The organism is Christiangramia oceanisediminis, from assembly GCF_022570735.2.
Taxonomy (GTDB): Bacteria; Bacteroidota; Bacteroidia; order Flavobacteriales; family Flavobacteriaceae; genus Christiangramia; species Christiangramia oceanisediminis.
In genome coordinates, this window is sequence record NZ_JANCNS010000003.1 from 374,614 (window position 1) to 392,769 (window position 18,156).

19 protein-coding genes are annotated in these 18,156 nt (G+C 41.9%); 6 read left to right on the forward strand and 13 right to left on the reverse strand.

The window, feature by feature from the left end; genetic code table 11:
- Positions 1 to 42 precede the first annotated feature (42 nt).
- The gene (locus MKO06_RS14405; RefSeq protein WP_241552766.1) at positions 43 to 1,260 is read left to right on the forward strand and encodes a hypothetical protein; all 1,218 of its coding nucleotides are present in this window, start codon (positions 43 to 45) and stop codon (positions 1,258 to 1,260) included.
- A 45-nt stretch (positions 1,261 to 1,305) separates the two neighbouring features.
- Here MKO06_RS14405 and MKO06_RS14410 read toward each other — a convergent pair whose 3' ends face one another.
- The gene (locus tag MKO06_RS14410) at positions 1,306 to 1,749 is read right to left on the reverse strand and encodes an Hsp20/alpha crystallin family protein (RefSeq protein ID WP_241552767.1); all 444 of its coding nucleotides are present in this window, start codon (positions 1,747 to 1,749) and stop codon (positions 1,306 to 1,308) included.
- 196 nt (positions 1,750 to 1,945) lie between these two features.
- On the opposite strand from MKO06_RS14410, the gene MKO06_RS14415 reads away from it, so the two are divergent.
- Both MKO06_RS14415 and MKO06_RS14420 read left to right on the forward strand, forming a co-directional pair.
- Positions 1,946 to 3,241, forward strand: a complete 1,296-nt coding sequence (locus tag MKO06_RS14415) for a DUF2254 domain-containing protein (protein WP_241552768.1) — start codon at positions 1,946 to 1,948, stop codon at positions 3,239 to 3,241.
- A gap of 1 nt (position 3,242) precedes the next feature.
- Positions 3,243 to 3,476, forward strand: coding sequence for a DUF1456 family protein (locus MKO06_RS14420; RefSeq protein ID WP_241552769.1), 234 nt, complete (start codon positions 3,243 to 3,245; stop codon positions 3,474 to 3,476).
- 82 nt (positions 3,477 to 3,558) lie between these two features.
- On the opposite strand, the gene ettA is transcribed toward MKO06_RS14420, so the two are convergent.
- The 3 genes from ettA to MKO06_RS14435 all read right to left on the reverse strand — a co-directional run bounded on the left by ettA (position 3,559) and on the right by MKO06_RS14435 (position 5,972).
- Positions 3,559 to 5,250 (reverse strand): energy-dependent translational throttle protein EttA, encoded by a 1,692-nt coding sequence (gene ettA / locus MKO06_RS14425; protein ID WP_241552770.1) that lies wholly within the window; start codon positions 5,248 to 5,250, stop codon positions 3,559 to 3,561.
- Between the two features lie 69 nt (positions 5,251 to 5,319).
- Positions 5,320 to 5,793 (reverse strand): DinB family protein, encoded by a 474-nt coding sequence (locus MKO06_RS14430; protein ID WP_241552771.1) that lies wholly within the window; start codon positions 5,791 to 5,793, stop codon positions 5,320 to 5,322.
- Positions 5,793 to 5,972: a CAL67264 family membrane protein gene (locus tag MKO06_RS14435; protein WP_241552855.1), complete on the reverse strand. Its 180-nt coding sequence runs from the start codon at positions 5,970 to 5,972 to the stop codon at positions 5,793 to 5,795. Before MKO06_RS14435 ends, MKO06_RS14430 begins: the two co-directional genes overlap by 1 nt.
- A gap of 185 nt (positions 5,973 to 6,157) precedes the next feature.
- Here MKO06_RS14435 and MKO06_RS14440 point away from each other — a divergent pair, with 185 nt between their 5' ends.
- From MKO06_RS14440 to MKO06_RS14450, 3 genes are all read left to right on the forward strand, one after another.
- On the forward strand, positions 6,158 to 7,786 hold the full coding sequence (locus tag MKO06_RS14440; protein WP_241552772.1) for an acyl-CoA carboxylase subunit beta: 1,629 nt from the start codon (positions 6,158 to 6,160) through the stop codon (positions 7,784 to 7,786).
- Between the two features lie 7 nt (positions 7,787 to 7,793).
- Entirely contained in the window at positions 7,794 to 9,431 is a 1,638-nt protein-coding gene (locus MKO06_RS14445; RefSeq protein ID WP_241552773.1) for a M1 family metallopeptidase, read from the forward strand.
- A 139-nt stretch (positions 9,432 to 9,570) separates the two neighbouring features.
- On the forward strand, positions 9,571 to 9,993 hold the full coding sequence (locus MKO06_RS14450) for a DoxX family protein (RefSeq protein ID WP_241552774.1): 423 nt from the start codon (positions 9,571 to 9,573) through the stop codon (positions 9,991 to 9,993).
- Positions 9,994 to 10,011: 18 nt separating this feature from the next.
- On the opposite strand, the gene MKO06_RS14455 is transcribed toward MKO06_RS14450, so the two are convergent.
- The 9 genes from MKO06_RS14455 to holA all read right to left on the reverse strand — a co-directional run bounded on the left by MKO06_RS14455 (position 10,012) and on the right by holA (position 18,133).
- Positions 10,012 to 11,337 (reverse strand): M24 family metallopeptidase, encoded by a 1,326-nt coding sequence (locus MKO06_RS14455; RefSeq protein ID WP_241552775.1) that lies wholly within the window; start codon positions 11,335 to 11,337, stop codon positions 10,012 to 10,014.
- 38 nt (positions 11,338 to 11,375) lie between these two features.
- Positions 11,376 to 11,906: a CIA30 family protein gene (locus MKO06_RS14460; RefSeq protein WP_241552776.1), complete on the reverse strand. Its 531-nt coding sequence runs from the start codon at positions 11,904 to 11,906 to the stop codon at positions 11,376 to 11,378.
- A gap of 7 nt (positions 11,907 to 11,913) precedes the next feature.
- Entirely contained in the window at positions 11,914 to 13,014 is a 1,101-nt protein-coding gene (locus MKO06_RS14465) for an AMP-binding protein (protein WP_241552778.1), read from the reverse strand.
- Positions 13,015 to 13,158: 144 nt separating this feature from the next.
- Entirely contained in the window at positions 13,159 to 14,097 is a 939-nt protein-coding gene (locus MKO06_RS14470; protein ID WP_241552779.1) for a CPBP family intramembrane glutamic endopeptidase, read from the reverse strand.
- 5 nt (positions 14,098 to 14,102) lie between these two features.
- Positions 14,103 to 15,137 carry an o-succinylbenzoate synthase gene (locus MKO06_RS14475; RefSeq protein ID WP_241552780.1) on the reverse strand — a complete coding sequence of 345 codons (1,035 nt, stop codon included), beginning with the start codon at positions 15,135 to 15,137 and terminating at the stop codon, positions 14,103 to 14,105.
- A gap of 38 nt (positions 15,138 to 15,175) precedes the next feature.
- Positions 15,176 to 15,304, reverse strand: coding sequence for a four helix bundle protein (locus MKO06_RS14480; RefSeq protein ID WP_279346464.1), 129 nt, complete (start codon positions 15,302 to 15,304; stop codon positions 15,176 to 15,178).
- A 148-nt stretch (positions 15,305 to 15,452) separates the two neighbouring features.
- Positions 15,453 to 16,133 (reverse strand): metal-dependent hydrolase, encoded by a 681-nt coding sequence (locus MKO06_RS14485; RefSeq protein ID WP_241552781.1) that lies wholly within the window; start codon positions 16,131 to 16,133, stop codon positions 15,453 to 15,455.
- 90 nt (positions 16,134 to 16,223) lie between these two features.
- Positions 16,224 to 17,126 carry a 1,4-dihydroxy-2-naphthoate octaprenyltransferase gene (gene menA / locus MKO06_RS14490; RefSeq protein ID WP_241552782.1) on the reverse strand — a complete coding sequence of 301 codons (903 nt, stop codon included), beginning with the start codon at positions 17,124 to 17,126 and terminating at the stop codon, positions 16,224 to 16,226.
- Positions 17,127 to 17,128: 2 nt separating this feature from the next.
- Positions 17,129 to 18,133, reverse strand: coding sequence for a DNA polymerase III subunit delta (gene holA / locus MKO06_RS14495; RefSeq protein ID WP_241552785.1), 1,005 nt, complete (start codon positions 18,131 to 18,133; stop codon positions 17,129 to 17,131).
- Positions 18,134 to 18,156 lie beyond the last annotated feature (23 nt).

The window sequence follows — 18,156 nt, forward strand, 5'->3', positions numbered from 1 at the left end:
AGTTAGACATTTCTTAAAATGACAAACTAATCTTGTTTGTCCATGAAAAATTTTTGCTTTTTATTAGGCCTCCTGGCCTTTACCAGTATGTTTGCACAGGTAGGAATTGGAACTTCTGAGCCGAAAGCCCAACTTGATATTAAGGCTACCAGTACGATCGAACCAGCCAATATTGATGGGATTCTAATTCCTCGAATCGATAAATTCCCGATTACCAATCCGGGACCGGAACAGCATGGGATGCTGGTTTTTCTGAATAAGAATCTTCCCGGTTTCAATTCCGGTTTTTATTACTGGCACGCTTCCGAAGTAAAATGGAATCCCATGCTTTCAGACGCATCGGCATCCAACTTTTACAAACCGGGAACCACCGCCAGCCCGAATAATCTTACCGAATTGATCTACAGAGATGCCAGTGTGGGAATTGGAACCGACCAGATCACTTCCAGGCTACAGGTCGCCATTCAGAATGGGAAAGATCTAGCTCTGAAAAAAGGTCTGGAAGTAGATAACGCAAATTCTGCAGTTGATAACCTTACTACCTATGGAATTATTAATGATAACCGTAGTGCAACCAACGGCACCAAGTATGGTATCAAAACAAATGTGGGTGGTGCAGGCACAGGAATCCATTACGGGATTTTTAATGAAACTTATCAGAATACCGGAACCAACGACATTTATGGCTTTTTTAACCGTGTGGGCCGGACCTTTGGAGCGAAAAGCAATAATTACGGGATCTATTCTGAAATTGGAACCATACAGGGAGTTGGTAATATTTATGGCATCTATAGTATCGCAACTGGTGATGCGAACAGTAATGTATATGCCGGTTATTTCGCCGGGAGACTGGGAATAGGCACGAGCCCCGAAACAGAATATGTCTTGCCCACCAGCCGCGGGACCGAAGGTCAGGTTATGATGATCAACGGGACGGGGCAGGTCTCATGGTCAAATGCAGGTTTTCAAAATTATTCCTCCACGACCAGTGCAACAGGAGATTTCGTAATAACCAACGAGGTTGGAAGCCTTCGTATCAACAACCAGGTGTCAGGCCTGGTCATCCCGCCTTCGGCCTCAAATAAGGGAAGAATTATCCGATTAATCAACTGGCCCGGAACATCAGAAAAAAACCTCATTTTTCAGGGCGCTGATGATCTCTTTGATCCCCGAACCAATCAAAAGGTTCTTAGCATAAAACCAAACCAGGTTTTCACTATTCAAAGTGCAGGCAATCGCTGGATCCTTTTAAGTCAATAAAAAAAAGCGCCTAATGGGCGCTTTCCTTAACTAATCAAATTTCGCTTATGCGATCTCGATCATTCGCTTAGCCTGTACTTTGGCTTCTTCCTTCTTTGGAAGACTGATTATCAACACTCCATTGTTATAAGATGCTGAAATCTTAGAGCTATCTACCGATTCTGGCAGGCTAAAGGCACGTTTAAATGTGCTGTAGCTAAACTCTTTTCTGGTGAATCTTCCATTCTCTGAAGAAGTTTCATCTTCTTTTTTGGTTTCAGAGGAAATGGTTAGAACATCGTTATCCAGTTCAATATTGAAATCTTCCTTGGCTTTTCCAGGAGCGGCAACTTCAACTTCGAAGCTATCATCGCTCTCTTTAATATTTACCGCCGGAATGCTGGTTCCAATGCTGTTTACATTAGTAGTTCCTCCAAGCCAGTCAGTTCTGAACATATCATCGAAAACTGAAGGCAACCAATTTGTTTCATTTCTTTTAATTAGACTCATGGCTTTATGTTTTTTAGGTTATTAATCAATTAATTTCATTTACTCTATAGCAATTCGAATACCATCGATTAAAACATGTCAATGTGGCCGTTTATCTCTATTATACCGCGTCATATTGTCATAAAAGCTAAATATATACTAAATTGAGTGCGCTTATGGAAGATTGCTTAACTTTAAAATTGCTTACGCTACACCTATGAAACAGCTTTATAATCGAACTATTTCCTTTTTTAATGTACTTGAAAGCAAAATTGCCTTTTATCCTACCTTACTTGCGTTTCTGGGTTTCAATTTTGCCTTTTTCATGTTATGGCTTGAAAACAAGGGTGTTTCTAGGTATTTACTCGATCATATTCCTGTCCTGGTCGTAAACAATGGCGATACAGCAATGACCATCCTAAGCTCGCTAATTACCGGGTTGATCTCCATGGTTGTCTTCAGTTTTTCCATGGTGATGCTTTTACTGAGCCAGGCATCCAGTAATTTTTCACCAAGACTACTGCCGGGGCTGATTAGTGACCGCAGGCACCAGTTTATCCTGGGTATTTATCTTTTTACCATACTTTATTGCATTTTCATTCTTTTTGCTATTCAGCCTACCGGGAATAAATATCAAACGCCAGGATTCGCGGTGCTTCTGGGAATACTTCAAACTGTAGTGAGTATTTATGCGTTCATTTATTTCATCCATAATATTTCCCAGAGTATCCAGATCAGCAACATCCTTCAGAATATTTTTGAAACAGCCAAAAGCCGACTTACTCAATTAATTGATACAGAGGAAAAACAACGATCAGATTTCCCGGAGACAGAAGACTGGAAAGAATATCACAGTAAAAAAAGCGGGTACCTTCAGAACATCTCTTTTACCAACCTGGTAGACCTTTGTGAAAAGGAAGACCTGAAGATTCATATTTTACCAGTCAAGGGTATTTTTGTTCTCAACGGTATCCCATTGTTTCGATGCAATAAGGAACTGGAGGAAGAAACCGTTAAAGCAATCCTTACCAATTTCAATTTTTCAAGAGAGGAACTGGTAGCCGATAATTACACACTCGCCTTCAAGCAGATCACGGAGATCATCGTAAAGGCCATGTCACCCGGGATCAATGACCCTGGAACAGCCATCAATGGTATTGATTACCTTACAGAATTGCTGGCGCTGCGAATGCGCAAGAAAGACCAAAGCCTGATCATGAGAGATGAGAAGGTTTATATAAAGATGAATACTATAGACTTTGAGGACCTTTTATATAATATCATGGCATCCATTAGAACTTATTGTAAGCATGATATTATCCTGGTTCAAAAATTATTGCTGATGTTCTATTACCTGGAAAGTCAACAAAGCGAAGACACCCGTTATTCAAAATATCTTCGCAAAGAAGCCGGTAAACTACTGAATGACGCAAAAGAGGTCATCAAAAATGAGGATGACATAGAAAAAGCGACCCAATTAGCCTCACAATTCGAACTTCAAAAAACTTCCTGATATGGCACTTACCAATAATGACATTTTTAAAAAACTAAGAGTGGCTCACAAACTCACTAATGACGATATCGTAGAAATATGCAAACTGGTAGATTTTAATGTTTCGAAAAGCGAGCTTGGCGCCATATTCCGAAAAGAGGGGCACGAAAAGTATATGGAATGCGGAGACCAGTTCCTGAGGAACTTCCTGGACGGATTGATCATTCACCTTCGCGGCCCGATGCCGAAAAAATAAATGAGGTATTTAACCAATAAAAAAAGGAGCTGAAAAAAAATTCAGCTCCTTTTTGTTATAATCATGATCGAAAAACAGGTTATTATCTAACCAGCTTCTTATACTTGATACGCTTAGGCATGATATCTCCGCCCAATCGTTTTTTCTTATTTTCTTCGTAATCTGAGAAACTTCCTTCAAAGAAATAAACCTGGGAATCGCCTTCAAATGCGAGGATATGTGTACAGATCCTGTCCAGGAACCAACGGTCGTGAGAGATCACCACGGCACAACCCGCAAAATTCTCCAATCCTTCTTCAAGCGCCCTTAAGGTATTAACATCAAGGTCGTTCGTTGGCTCATCCAGCAATAGCACGTTTCCTTCTTCCTTCAGGGTCATGGCGAGGTGCAAACGGTTTCTTTCCCCACCAGAAAGCATATTTACTTTCTTATTCTGTTCGCTTCCGCTGAAATTGAATCGGCTTAGGTAAGCTCTTGAATTCACCTGGCGGCCACCCATCATGATCAATTCCTGCTCATCGCTGAAATTCTGCCAGATCGTTTTCTCAGGATCGATATTGGAATGGCTTTGATCTACATAGGCGATCTTAGCGGTCTCTCCTACTTCAAAGCTACCTTTATCTGGCTCTTCTTCGCCCATGATCATTTTGAAGATCGTGGTCTTACCGGCACCGTTTGGTCCAATGATCCCAACAATTCCGGCCTGCGGAAGGTTGAAATTTAGATCTTCATACAGCAATTTATCACCAAAAGCCTTGCTTACGCCTTTAGCTTCGATCACATTAGTACCAAGACGTGGACCGTTTGGAATATAGATCTCCAGTTTTTCGTCCATTTGTTTCTGGTCCTGGCTCAATAATTTGTCATAGTTCTTAAGCCTTGCCTTTTGCTTGCTCTGTCTCCCCTTCGGATTCATTCTCGCCCACTCCAGCTCGCGCTCCAGTGTCTTCTGACGCTTGCTCGCCTGTTTTTGTTCCTGTGCAAGTCTTTTCGATTTCTGATCCAGCCATGAAGAATAGTTTCCTTTCCATGGGATTCCTTCTCCCCTATCCAGTTCCAGGATCCATCCGGCAACATTATCAAGGAAATAACGGTCGTGAGTAACCGCGATCACCGTTCCTTTATATTGCTGAAGGTGATGCTCGAGCCAGTGAACCGATTCTGCATCCAGGTGGTTGGTAGGCTCATCCAGCAGTAGAACATCCGGTTCCTGTAATAACAATCTGCAAAGCGCTACCCTTCTTCTTTCCCCACCGGATAGAATCGAAATTTTCTTGTCCGGATCTGGAGTTCTCAAAGCATCCATAGCGATATCCAGCTTGGTATCCAGTTCCCAGGCATTAGAAGCATCGATCTTGTCCTGAAGCTCGGCCTGTTTGTCCATAAGCTTTTGCATCTTATCTGCATCCTCATAAACTTCAGGTAAACCGAACATATCATTGATCTTGTTGTACTCATCAAGAATAGCTACCGTTTCCGCAACTCCTTCCTTCACAACTTCAAGAACGGTCTTGTCCTCATCCAGCTCCGGCTCCTGCTCCAGCATTCCCACACTGTAATTAGGAGAAAAAACAACATCTCCCTGGTAATTCTGATCCTTTCCGGCAATGATTCGTAAAAGGGTTGATTTACCTGAACCGTTCAATCCAAGGATACCGATCTTGGCACCGTAAAAGAAACTCAGGTATATATTCTTCAGTACAGGTGTGTTTGCCCGGGGAAACGTCTTGGTTACCCCAGACATCGAAAAAATCACTTTCTTATCGTCTGACATATATTTTAAATTAAAATTCTATTCATTTTTGAACACGCAAATATCCTGAAATTTTCAGAAAATTCAGGCTTAGTATGCTCCTAATAATCTTTGAATTACCAGCAACTGACCTGTATGATAGGCATTGTGTTCAATTATTAGAAGAATTTCCCGAAACAGGCTGTGCTTTTCTGAATTTTTTACCGGCTTATCTATGTCGTTTTCCAGATCGAGAATGTAATCCTGAAGTTTTTCCCGATCCTGAAAATATTCAGATTTAAGCTCCTCCCAGGACTCTTCAGATTCCGGTTCCTGGCTGTCGGGCCAGTAATCGTCTGGCCATTTATGTTCAGTATACTTTTCAGAAAAACAATAGTCCAGAATATCCTTCTGGGCAAAATGCATATGGTAGAATATTTCGTAAAATGAATAGGGCAGGTCATCAGGCCTGGTCCCTACCTGTTCCAAATTCAGATTATCCACGAAATTGTCAATGCTCTGAAAGGCCATTCCACCATTAAGGTGTTTAACCAATTGTTCCCGTCTTTGCTTTTCGGTACTCATTAAACGCGACCTTTTAAAGCATTGAAAACCCAGGAAATAAAAAAGAACCCGATCCCGGTCGTTGAAAAACCGATGGCGTATTCTTTATACTTCAATACCCCCAGTAAAACCAGGGCAGTACCAACCAGGAACATCAAAAAGGAAGCCCAGCTAAAAATAGTATTCTTATTCATTCCCATATTCCATGCTTTATACAAATATCGGCTATTTTAATGACTCGACTCGAAACTGCAGAGTTCTTCTGTTTTTGTATTTTAGCCAATGCTTATGATAAATTAAAATTCACAAAAATTCTTTAGAATACTGAATATTTCGGAAGGAATTCCGTCAGAAAATTTAGAATTTTGAAAAAAACTTCAAATAAATGGATATCAACTTCAATAAAAATGAAGACCACAATAAACTATTAGTTTCTGATTTAAAGCATAAACTTGCAAAGATCAAATTAGGTGGAGGCGAGAAAAGAATCGAAAAACACCATTCAAAGGGAAAAATGACTGCCCGGGAACGAATCGATTTTCTGCTTGATGACGAGTCCAGAGCTATTGAAATTGGTGCTTTTGCGGGTGACGGCATGTATAAGGAACATGGAGGCTGTCCAAGCGGAGGTGTGGTGGTGAAGATTGGATATGTTTCTGGCAAGCAGTGTATCGTGGTAGCCAATGATGCTACGGTAAAAGCCGGGGCATGGTTCCCCATCACAGGAAAAAAGAACCTGCGTGCACAGGAGATCGCTATCGAGAACAGGCTGCCGATCATCTACCTCGTAGACAGTGCCGGGGTTTATCTACCTATGCAGGATGAGATCTTCCCTGATAAGGAACATTTTGGAAGGATTTTCAGAAACAATGCAGTGATGAGCAGCATGGGAATTACCCAGATCGCTGCTGTTATGGGAAGCTGTGTCGCTGGTGGAGCCTATCTCCCCATCATGAGCGATGAAGCGCTGATCGTTGAAAAGACCGGAAGTATCTTCCTGGCTGGAAGTTACCTGGTAAAAGCCGCGATTGGTGAAAGTATAGACAATGAAACGCTTGGTGGCGCTACCACTCATAGTGAAATTAGCGGTGTTACCGATTATAAAGCGAAAGACGATAAGGATGCGCTGACCCGAATCAGGAATATCATGGATAAGATGGGTGATTTTGACAAGGCAGGCTTCAACCATTCCAAACCAAAAAAACCAAAACTAGATCCAGAAGAGATCTACGGCATCCTGCCAAAAAAACGAAGCGACCAGTATGACATGCATGAGATCATCAACAGGCTTGTTGATGACTCAGAATTTGAAGAATATAAGGAAGGTTACGGCCAGACCATCATCACCGGTTACGCCAGGATCGACGGCTGGGCAGTAGGAATCGTGGCCAACCAGCGAAAGATCGTCAAGACCAAGAAAGGAGAAATGCAGTTTGGCGGGGTGATCTACTCCGATTCTGCCGATAAAGCTACCAGATTCATCGCGAACTGTAACCAGAAAAAAATTCCGCTTGTATTCCTTCAGGATGTTACCGGGTTTATGGTGGGCAGTAAAAGTGAACATGGCGGAATCATTAAAGATGGTGCGAAAATGGTCAATGCAGTAAGCAATTCGGTAGTTCCTAAATTCACGATCATTCTTGGAAATTCTTATGGAGCCGGGAATTACGCAATGTGCGGAAAGGCTTATGATCCCCGACTGATTGCTGCCTGGCCTAGTGCCGAACTTGCAGTAATGGGCGGCACCCAGGCTGCAAAAGTACTTGCTCAGATCGAAACTGCGGCCATGGAGAAAAAGGGTGAAAAGGTTGATGAAGAAAAAGAGAAAGAAGTCTTCGAAAAGCTGAAAGCCAAATATGACGAACAAACCTCGGCCTATTACGCGGCAGCCAGGTTATGGACAGACGCGATCATAGATCCTATGGATACCCGTAAATGGATCTCCATGGGAATTGAGGCTGCGAACCATGCGCCTATCGAAAAGGATTTTAACCTTGGTGTGATTCAAACCTGATCTATTTATGAAAAGATTAATTTTTAGCCTGTTCGCGATTCTTTCAATCGTAACTATGCAGGCGCAGGTGGTGGGTTCCAATCATTCTGAATATACCGAAGCAGATTCATTGAGAGGTTCCTTAAGACCTGAACGCACGAATTTTGACGTTAAAAAATACCACTTAAAATTAAAGGTGGAGCCGGAACGTAAATTCATTTCCGGTTCCAACGTCATTACTTTCCAGGTGGAAGAAGAACTGCCGGTAATGCAGCTGGACCTTTTTGAAAACATGGAAATAGACTCCATTATGCATCAAGGTAAAAAGCTTGATTATAAGCGCAAATTCAATGCTGTTTTCGTTCAATTCGAAACTCCACTAAAGAAGTCGATTACAGATTCTATTGAATTCTATTACCATGGAAATCCTATTGAAGCTGAAAATGCGCCCTGGGATGGCGGATTCGTCTGGGATCAGGATGATGATGGAAATCCATGGATAGGAGTGGCCGTTCAGGGAACCGGTGCGAGTTTATGGTATCCTAACAAGGATCATCAAAGCGATGAACCTGAAGCTGCCCAGATCGATATCGCTGCACCAAACGGTCTTATGAACGTTTCGAATGGCAGATTTACCGGTAAGACCGATCTTGGCAATGGATTTACCGAATGGAGATGGAAAGTGGTCAACCCGATCAATAATTATAATATTATGATTAATATCGGCAACTACACTCACTTTTCTGATACCTATAAGGATCTGGACCTGGATTATTATGTGTTGCCCTATAACCTGGAAAAAGCAAAAGAGCAGTTCGAACAGGTACAGGGAATGATGGAATGCTTTTATGAAAAAATGGGTCCCTATCCTTTCAAGGAAGACGGTTTCAAACTTATTGAAACCCCATACCTGGGGATGGAACATCAAAGCGCCGTGGCTTACGGAAATAAATATGTAAATGGTTATCTCGGTAATGATCTTTCAGGAACAGGGATCGGTTTGAGGTGGGATTACATCATCGTGCATGAATCCGGACACGAATGGTATGGAAACTCGATCACCGCGAAGGATATTGCCGATATGTGGATTCAGGAAGGCTTTACTTCTTATACCGAAGCCATACATATCGAATGCAACTGGGGAAAAAAGGATGCCCAGGAATACCTGAAAGGCACCAGGAGGAACCTTGGCAACAGGAGCAGCATCATCGGGGATTACGGAGTCAATTCTGAAGGCTCGGGCGATATGTATTTTAAAGGTGCGAATTTGCTTAATATGATCCGCAGTATTTACGATGACGATGAATTATGGTGGAACACGTTAAGAGATTATACCAAAACCTTCAAACATAAAACCATTACCACTCAAGACACTGAAGATTTCTTCAATAAAGCAACAAAGGTGGATCTGCAACCTGTATTTGACCAGTATTTAAGACATGCTGCATTACCAGAACTTCAATTTCAAAAGAAAGATGGAAATATCGAATATCGCTGGAAAGCAGATGTGACTGATTTCAAAATGCCCGTGGATGTGTTTATTAACGACCAGGAGACCAGGTTGAATGCCACCTCGGACTGGAAGATTCTTGAAGCGGACGTTAAAGATCCCAAAGAGATCAGAGTTAACGACCTGGAGTTCTATATAGAAAACAGCTTCATTTAAGAATAGAAATTATCTTTTATCTAAACCGGTTGCTTATTCCATCAACCGGTTTTTTTATTTTGGCCAGCCTGAATTGGTAACTGGTATATTTACTTAAAACAATAATTTTCAGTAACTTAAGTAAATAAATCAACCCGTTATGTTAAGTGTAAAATCTCTTAATAAATGGGCCAATGCACATACATACTACTGGCTGGATGTGTTGAGAATTGCACTGGGAGTATTCTTTTTTATTAAAGGCCTGCAGTTCATTTCTCAGACTGAAACCCTTGTAGAGTTGATCGATCCGCTTAAAGGTTATGGCGGGGTCATGCTGGTGATACATTATGTGGCACCGGCTCACCTGGTAGGTGGAATCCTTATCGCATTCGGACTCCTTACCAGATGGGCTCTGATAGCACAGATCCCAATCCTTTTAGGTGCGATCATGATCAATTTCGTAGGAATCATGAATGTTTCCAACCTGATTCTAGCGCTTGTAGTAATGGCATTTACCATTTTCTTCATCTTTTATGGCTCCGGAAAACATTCCGCAGACTATATAATGAAGATGGGATATTAGGCCCGATTTGAGCTTTAATTAGTTTTGAGCTTCTTCCGAAGGAATTAGCATAAGATCGGTTTGTCTCTTATTCACATAGCGAAATCCTTCCTCTCCCCAGTAACCCGCTTCTTCCAGCATGATCCGGATATCCTTGCCCCATTCGGGAACCTCCACTTCGGTATTCAGTTCGATCGCGTAGACAGTATTTTCAAAAAGTTTGTAATCCCCGGAACCCGGAACACCTCCCTGCTGGTCCCACATTCCAATGGTTGGCCCGGCAGAATGTCCATACAAACCAAGCGGATGGGTGTATATGGATGGTTTTAAACCTTCAGCTTTGGCTTCCTCGAGACTCTTTTTCAAAATTTCATTCCCGGTTTTTCCGGTCTCAAAATTTGAAGTAAGTATATCCTGTAATTGATTTCCTTTTTTAAATGCCTGCTGAAGGAATTCCGGTGCGCTGGTTTCACCTTCCTTGAGCACATAGGCCATTTGCTGGCAGTCGGTATTCAGCCTTAAATAGGTGATCCCGAAATCACAATGAATCAGGTCACCTGGCATGATGACCTTATTGCCTTTTTCATCAGAAAAGGCGGTAATATGGTCAACCAGGGCCTCGTCACTTCGCTGAATATCCACGGTAGGATGGAACCAGGTTTCCAGGCCCATATCGGTCACCTTCTGGCGCATCCACCAAACCACATCATCTGTGGTGGTAACCCCGGGCTGAATCACTTCAGTACTAAAGGCTTCGGCAATAATGTCACGAGTGATCTCAACAAGCTGACTGTAGAGCACCATTTCCCTGAAGGTTCGGGTTTCGATCCAGCCCACAGCAAGATCTTCAGCAGAAACAATTCTTTCTTTATATTTTTCAGGTAAAACCTGCATGAACTCATCATGATCGGTCTTTACCAGGCCATCGGCAATTCCGTAATGTTCAGAAAAATTCAGGCCTATCCTTTCCGGGTCTCTTTCAGATATCATATCTACCAGGGCCTGCCATTGATCTGGCTGCTCCTCCTTGTTCCAGGCAGACTGAATATTATCGCCGATATTGTAACGAGCGATAGCCAGTTTTTCAATAGAATCATTTTCCCTGTTAAAAACAAGAATAGTACGTCTCCTCGCATTTAGCCATGTGGATGGTAACATGGTCTTTAAAACAGGGTCTTCGTTATATTCCCGTGAAATGATCACCCACATATCTATCTCTGTCCTGTCCATGAGTGACGGCAGAACATTATTAAAGCGCTCCTTCAATATCTCATCAATCAATTTGGAACGTTCTCTTTCGGCAAGAACCTGAGAATTTGCCAACATAGAAAACAGCATAAAAACTGCGAAGAATATCCTTTTCATAAATAGGTGTGTAGATTAGGACAACTAAGATGAGAAAATTATTTCAATTCGATCTTATCAATAAGAAGTCGGAAATCTTCATTTTTCTTATTTCCGATAAGGAAAGTTAACTGGTCCAGGTGGGAATGATTAAAATCAGGTTTGTCCAAACTTCGCCCGCGGTAGGTTGGTGACATTTTACTAAGAGGAATTTGCACCTCTTCCCATTCACCCGAGGTTCTAAATTCGTAGTTATAGGAATAATAAACCTGGTCATCATTTTTCACGCGTAACTGATAATTCTTGCCATCACCTTTCAACCGAATGGCTACAAATTTATATTCGCCTATTTCCGTTTTTGGCATATCGTAATCCACAGAAACAAAACCTCCGTTATTTTCCAGGGAAACACTTCCTGTAAAGACAGCATGACCTTCATCGTTGAGATAGAATTTTCCCGTGGAAACGCCGCCCATAACCTGGTCTTCTACAATCTTCCACCTGGAAAGATCGGTTTCACTATTAAAATCAAAAATGCTTTTCACGAATAAAAGGGATATGAATGCTATGAGAATACTGGGCCTGATCATTCCGAAATTATGAAACCTTGCTTTTCAAGGTGTTCTCTCTATGTATCTTACCGTTTGGCGTCTCCTCGAATTTCTCGATTAGATAGATCTTTTTGGGTTTTTCATATTTACCAAGGGTTTTCATTTCCCTGATGGTTTGGTGAAGTTCGGCAATGGTGTCTTCAGAAAAATCATCTTCAACAAACAGGACCAGTTGTTCCCCAAGCGCGTCATCTGGCATAGAGGTGACAAAAAACCGGCGATCCAGCTTTTTATTCAGCTTTTTTTCGATCTCTTCAGGATAAATCTTAATACCCCCGGAATTGATCACATTATCGTATCGGCCTTTCCACCTGAATTTTTTATAAGTAAGGATCTCAACCACGTCATTGGTAACGATCTCTTCATCATGCAGGTTGGGAGCCTTGATGATAAGACAACCTCTTTCGTCCTGGGAGATCGTGATATTTGGTAGTAATTTGAAAGGTCGCTCCCCGTTTTTCTTTTTCTTTTTGGAATTGAGACGTTTTGCCGCAACATGGCTACAGGTTTCGGTCATTCCGTAGGTTTCGAAGATCTTACAATCAACATCTGCGATCATTTTCACCAAACGAGGAGAGACTGTTCCTCCACCAATGATCAGTTTTTTAACCAGGTGAAGCCGTGCGATCGAATTATCAAGCTGAAAGGGAGTCATTGCAGAAAAATCATAGACCTTAAAAACCTGGTCCAGAGGATTTGAGGATGGCGGTACCGTATCCAGGTGCCAACCACAGAACATAGCTCTCACAAGCATCATTTTACCGGCGATATAATCTACCGGCAAGCAAAGAAGTGCCGTGGTGCCTGGCGGAAGATCAAAAAAGCGCGCGGTTGCCATGGCCGAATTTACCATATGCTCTTTTTTTAGCCTGATCTTTTTGGGCTTACCGGTGGAACCCGAGGTATGAACCTCGATATAGGAAGTTGGCCGCAGCCAGTCCAGCAGGAAGCTGCCTATTTGTTCTTCAAAAGGCTCTCCCTCCTTTATCAAACTGTAAGCAACCTGCTTCAATTCGCTATTTGAAAAATGTAACCTGTTTAACCTGAAATCTGGATGTGTTTCAGGTACTTTATACTTTTCTGCCATCTTAAGCTAAATTGATAAATCCCATCTTACTTAAAGTTAACAAATTGCTACGAAATGATAAACTTTGTTGTTAAAGTTTTAGGAAATAGGAATTATCCAAAATTTCTGAAATTCTGCCAGGCGCTGAATCCGGGTTTAAAAAACTTAAAATTCAGAAGCCTCAACAGGCATTGGTTTTTCAACCTTTCCAAAGATCTTGTTTTTCCAGTTAGACCATCCATATTTCCTGGCCATGATGAACAGGAACAAGGGATAGATGACCAGAACCGGGATCAAAACGTCCCAGCCTAAAGACGGTTCAGAGACATCCTTAAAAATGGAATGGGTTTGGAACGCAGTCCAGTCGGCAGTTACGATGAGCGCTGTTAAAAGATTGTTCGCTGCGTGAAAACCCAGGGCCAGCTCGATCCCTTCATCCATCAGGGTCATGATTCCCAGGAAAAAGCCTGTACCGATATAATGTATCATAATAATATTACCGAGTTTGGTCACCTCAGGATTCAGAAAATGCAGGCCTCCAAAGATCAGGGAAGTCACCAAAAGCGGAACCCACCTGTTTCCGGCAAGGGTTCCAAAACCCTGCATGAGATATGCGCGGAAAAAATATTCTTCAAAACTGGTCTGCAGCGGAACAAAAAGAATGGCTACCACACATAAGATAAGGAAGGGCACCAGTTGAAAATTGTACAGATAATCTTCGGGATTTGCCCAATAATCTCCGGCGGTTGTTAGAATAATGAATACGGCGAGTAGACCAAAAGCGAACCAGAAACGACCCCAGTCTATCTTCTTCCTTGCTGTTGTTAGTGCCGTAATGGGCTGGCCATGTAGTTTGGGAACCAGAAAAAGAAGGACGGCAAGACCCACAGCAAAGGGTAGTAACATATAAAACAGGAAATAATTTGAATCTAAGGCTGTCATCATTTCAGACTCACTCATACTTAGAGTTTCAGCTCCTTTTTCCAGAAAGAGAGCAATCAGGAACGGAAATTGCCCTAATACGATTCCCGCGATGACTACAAGGGTTCCAATGATATATCTCCAAAAATCATATTTAAACCTGTAAACCTGACTAATAAACATATGTTCTAAAATTTAAATTCCCAGTTCTTTGCTGGGTTATATTGAATAGTTCCGTTCTTAACCTCCAGTGGGCTTGTTATATTATTGGTATACAAACTACCAGTTCCTAAACCCTGTGGCATGCTTGAATTCAATGTATAGGTCCATTGCGCGATCGCATTAAGGCCAATATTGCTTTCCAGGGCACTCGTTATCCACCAGTCTACCCTATTTTTATTACAGCTCTCCAACCACTCGGTAGTGCCTTTTATCCCGCCAATAAGGCTGGGTTTAAAAATAGCATATTGAGGCTTTATAGTTTGTATAAGTTCGGCTTTTTCTGTTACAGTCAAAACCCCTATAAGTTCTTCGTCAAGCGCAATTGGTAACGGTGTTTTTCGGCAGAGTTCGGCCATTTCATTTACCTGCCCCTGTTTTATAGGCTGCTCGATACTGTGAATTTGTAATTTAGCCAGCCTTTCCAGTTTTGAAAGTGCCTCCTCCGGCCTGAACGCTCCATTGGCATCTACCCGAAGTTCGATCTCTTCTGCTGAAAAATGATCCCTGATCGATCTAAGAAGTTGAACTTCTGTGTCAAAATCGATGGCACCAATCTTTAATTTGATACACTTGAAACCAGACTCGATTTTCTGGGTAATCTGTTCTTTCATAAACTCCTTATCTCCCATCCAGACCAGCCCATTGATAGGAATAGAGTCTTTCCCGGCAGTAAATTCTGAAGGAAATAACAGGAAGGGATCCTCGGCTTCCAGGCTTTTAAAAGCCATTTCAATTCCAAACTGAATACTTGGAAATTCACGGAGCCTTTCCCAAAGTTGATCTTTCCCCAGGTGAATATTTTCACATACCCATTTCAGTTGATCTTCATAGCCCGGCTGATCGTCATAACTAAGACTTCTAAGAATTCCGCATTCTCCAAAACCTTCCCGGTTTCCATCGCTTATTCGTATCAACCAGGTTTCTTTTTCAGTAAGAACGCCCCGGGAAGTTCCACTGGGGCGTTTGAATTTGAGTATGTATTTTTTGTAACTGGCGGTCATTTGAATTTTTGGATTGTAGGATTATTAGAGCGTATTGGTTATTCTGCTTCCAAACTTAATAATTTGGATTGTAGATTTTCAAGATCAACTTCAGTAATAAATCCAAGATCATTTGAAAATATCAATTGAGATTCGATCTCGTAACAGGAACCAATCGCTATTTCCAGGAAGACTTCCCCTCCTTAATCGATTTATTCCAAACTTATCTCATTCCGGAAATTTTAGAGTTATTCATCAACTTCCTCACAAAAAGCTCTACTCAGTTTCCAACTATCTAAATCAGGTACCTAATAATCCAATGATGAAAAGATCATTTTACAATTCGATGGATTCGCCGATTTCCAGCAACATCAAATCTTTTCCTTTTTCATAAAATTTGCGCTTGGCCTCTTCATGATCGATCTCGATATATCCAAAAGTATCGTAATGGCAACCCAGGATCTTGTCACATTCGATAAAGTCACTGGCAACAATAGCATCATCCACACCCATCGTAAAGTTATCTCCAATTGGCAAAACGGCAAGATCAAGTTTGGTTTGCATCGGGATCAGCTTCATATCCATGGTAAGTGCGGTATCCCCGGCTATATAAAGGTTCTTATGTTCGCCTTCTATCACGAACCCACCTGGTTGGCCACCATAACTTCCATCTGGAAAGGAACTGGTATGGATGGCATTCACGTATTTCAGGTTTCCGAATTCAAAATCCCAGCTTCCACCATGGTTCATCGGGTGCACTTCAAAACCTTTATCCTCATAATAGTTAGCGATCTCAAAATTACTAACAATCATGGCGCCGGTATTTTTAGCAATCGCTTCGGCGTCCAGGATATGATCCTGGTGAGCGTGCGTAAGCAGAATATAATCGGCTTTTAGGTCCATGATATCCACTTTATCTTTGCTCAGATCGTTCCCGGTGATGAATGGATCCACAATAATATCGATATCACCAATTTTAATGGCCAGGCTATTTTGCCCGTAAAAAGTAATTTTCATCGTCTAATTTTTTCGGTTCTCTATAAAAATAGAAATTAGAATAAAAACCATTCAGCGAAAACCTATATAATTTTGTTAATCTGAGATTTTTTACCAGAGAAGCCCCACGGTGAAAAGAAGCGCAATTCCAAAGGTAGATAAGGCAACAACCTTCAATTCCGGGTCCAGCAATTTGGGATCCTGGTTATTAACTACCCTGTGAAGGTGAAAGATAAGCGGAATAAAAGCCAGCAAGTACAGGAAATCGTTAAGGTCGCTCGAGGTAATTACTGAATAGACCACGAGGCAGAACAATGCCCCAAGAATTAGCGTATAATGATAGTCCTTGGCCCGGTTTTCTCCCATTTTTACGACCAGGGTCATCTTTCCTGATTTTTCATCTGAAATCCGGTCCCTGAGATTATTCAGGTTTAGAACCGCAACGCTAAGCAATCCTATGGAGACCGCTGGAAAAAGGCTTATTAAATGATGTTCATGGCTGTACAGGTAGTATGATCCATAAACAGCAACCAGCCCGAAGAAAATAAAAACAAAAATATCCCCTAAGCCCCTGTATCCATAAGCCGAATCACCCATGGTATATTTCATGGCCGCAATGATGGCACCAATTCCCAGGAAAAAGAAGAACAGTGCCTCCAGTATATTTTCTTCTCCAAATGAAGCGTAGATAAGCAAAACTGCTAACAACAATGTAGTAACAGCTGTTATAACGATGGCTGCCAGCATATCTTTTTGAGTGATGAGCCCGCTTTGAATAGCCCTTGAAGGGCCTAAGCGTTCATCATTATCGGTCCCTTTAACACCATCGCCATAGTCGTTGGCAAAATTCGATAAGATCTGTAAACCAAGTGTTGTTCCCAACGCAAGACTAAAAATAGCGATATCGAAGAAGCCTTCCCTCCAGGCTATACTGCTACCTACCAAAATACCCGAAATGGATAGCGGCAGCGTTCTTAGCCTTGCGGCTCCAATCCAGGAAGAAATCGTGCTCATCCCTAATTCATTATTTTTACCAACAGTTCCTTTAAAAGATCACCATCCGGGACATTACCGGCACCCACTCCTTTTCCTTTGACATCGGTTTCATGGATCAGGCTGATCGCCTGGCTAACTTTTTTTATAGGATAATTTCTTGCGGCCACCACGTAATCTTTGACAAAGTACGGACTGATCTTTAATTGTTTGGCCACGCTACCCTTGGATTTATCTGGTAATCCATGATATTGCAGGATCTGTGAAAAATAGGAGAATAAAAGCGAGGTCGTCATGACAAGCGGGTTATCCTTTGGATTCTGTGCGAAATAATTTGCGATTCGGTGGGCCTTAACCGTATCTCTCTCACCTATGGCATTTCTTAGCTCAAAATTATTGAAATCCTTGCTTATCCCGATATTCTGCTCAATGGTTTCAGGATCTATCGTACTGCCTTTAGGACAAATGAGCTGTAGCTTGGTAAGTTCATTATCGATCTTGCCAAGATCGGTACCCAGGAATTCAACCAGCATCTGGGATGCTTTTGGGGAAATACTGTATCCGCGGGATTTCATATTCTTCATGATCCAGTCTCCTACCTGGTTCTCATAAAGCCGCTTACTTTCGAACACGAGCCCATTTTTCATGATGGCCTTGATCAGTTTTTTTCGTTTATCCAGTTTCTTGTACTTATAGCAAACCACCAGCACCGTTGTTGGTTGCGGATTTTCAGCATAAGAAGTGAGATTTTCAATGGTACGGGAAAGGTCCTGGGCCTCTTTTACGATGACCACCTGGCGCTCTGCCATCATGGGAAAGCGTTTGGCATTGCTCACGATATCATCTACCGTGGTGTCTCTTCCATAGATCACCATCTGGTTAAAACCCTGTTCCTCCTCGCTTAAAATGTTTTCCGAGATATATTCCGAAATCCGGTCTATATAATAGGGTTCCTCCCCCATTAGGAAATAAATGGGTTTTATATCTCCTTTTTGAATATCACTTACAATCTTCCTGGCTTCATCCATATTGGATCTATATGGCTTTTTTT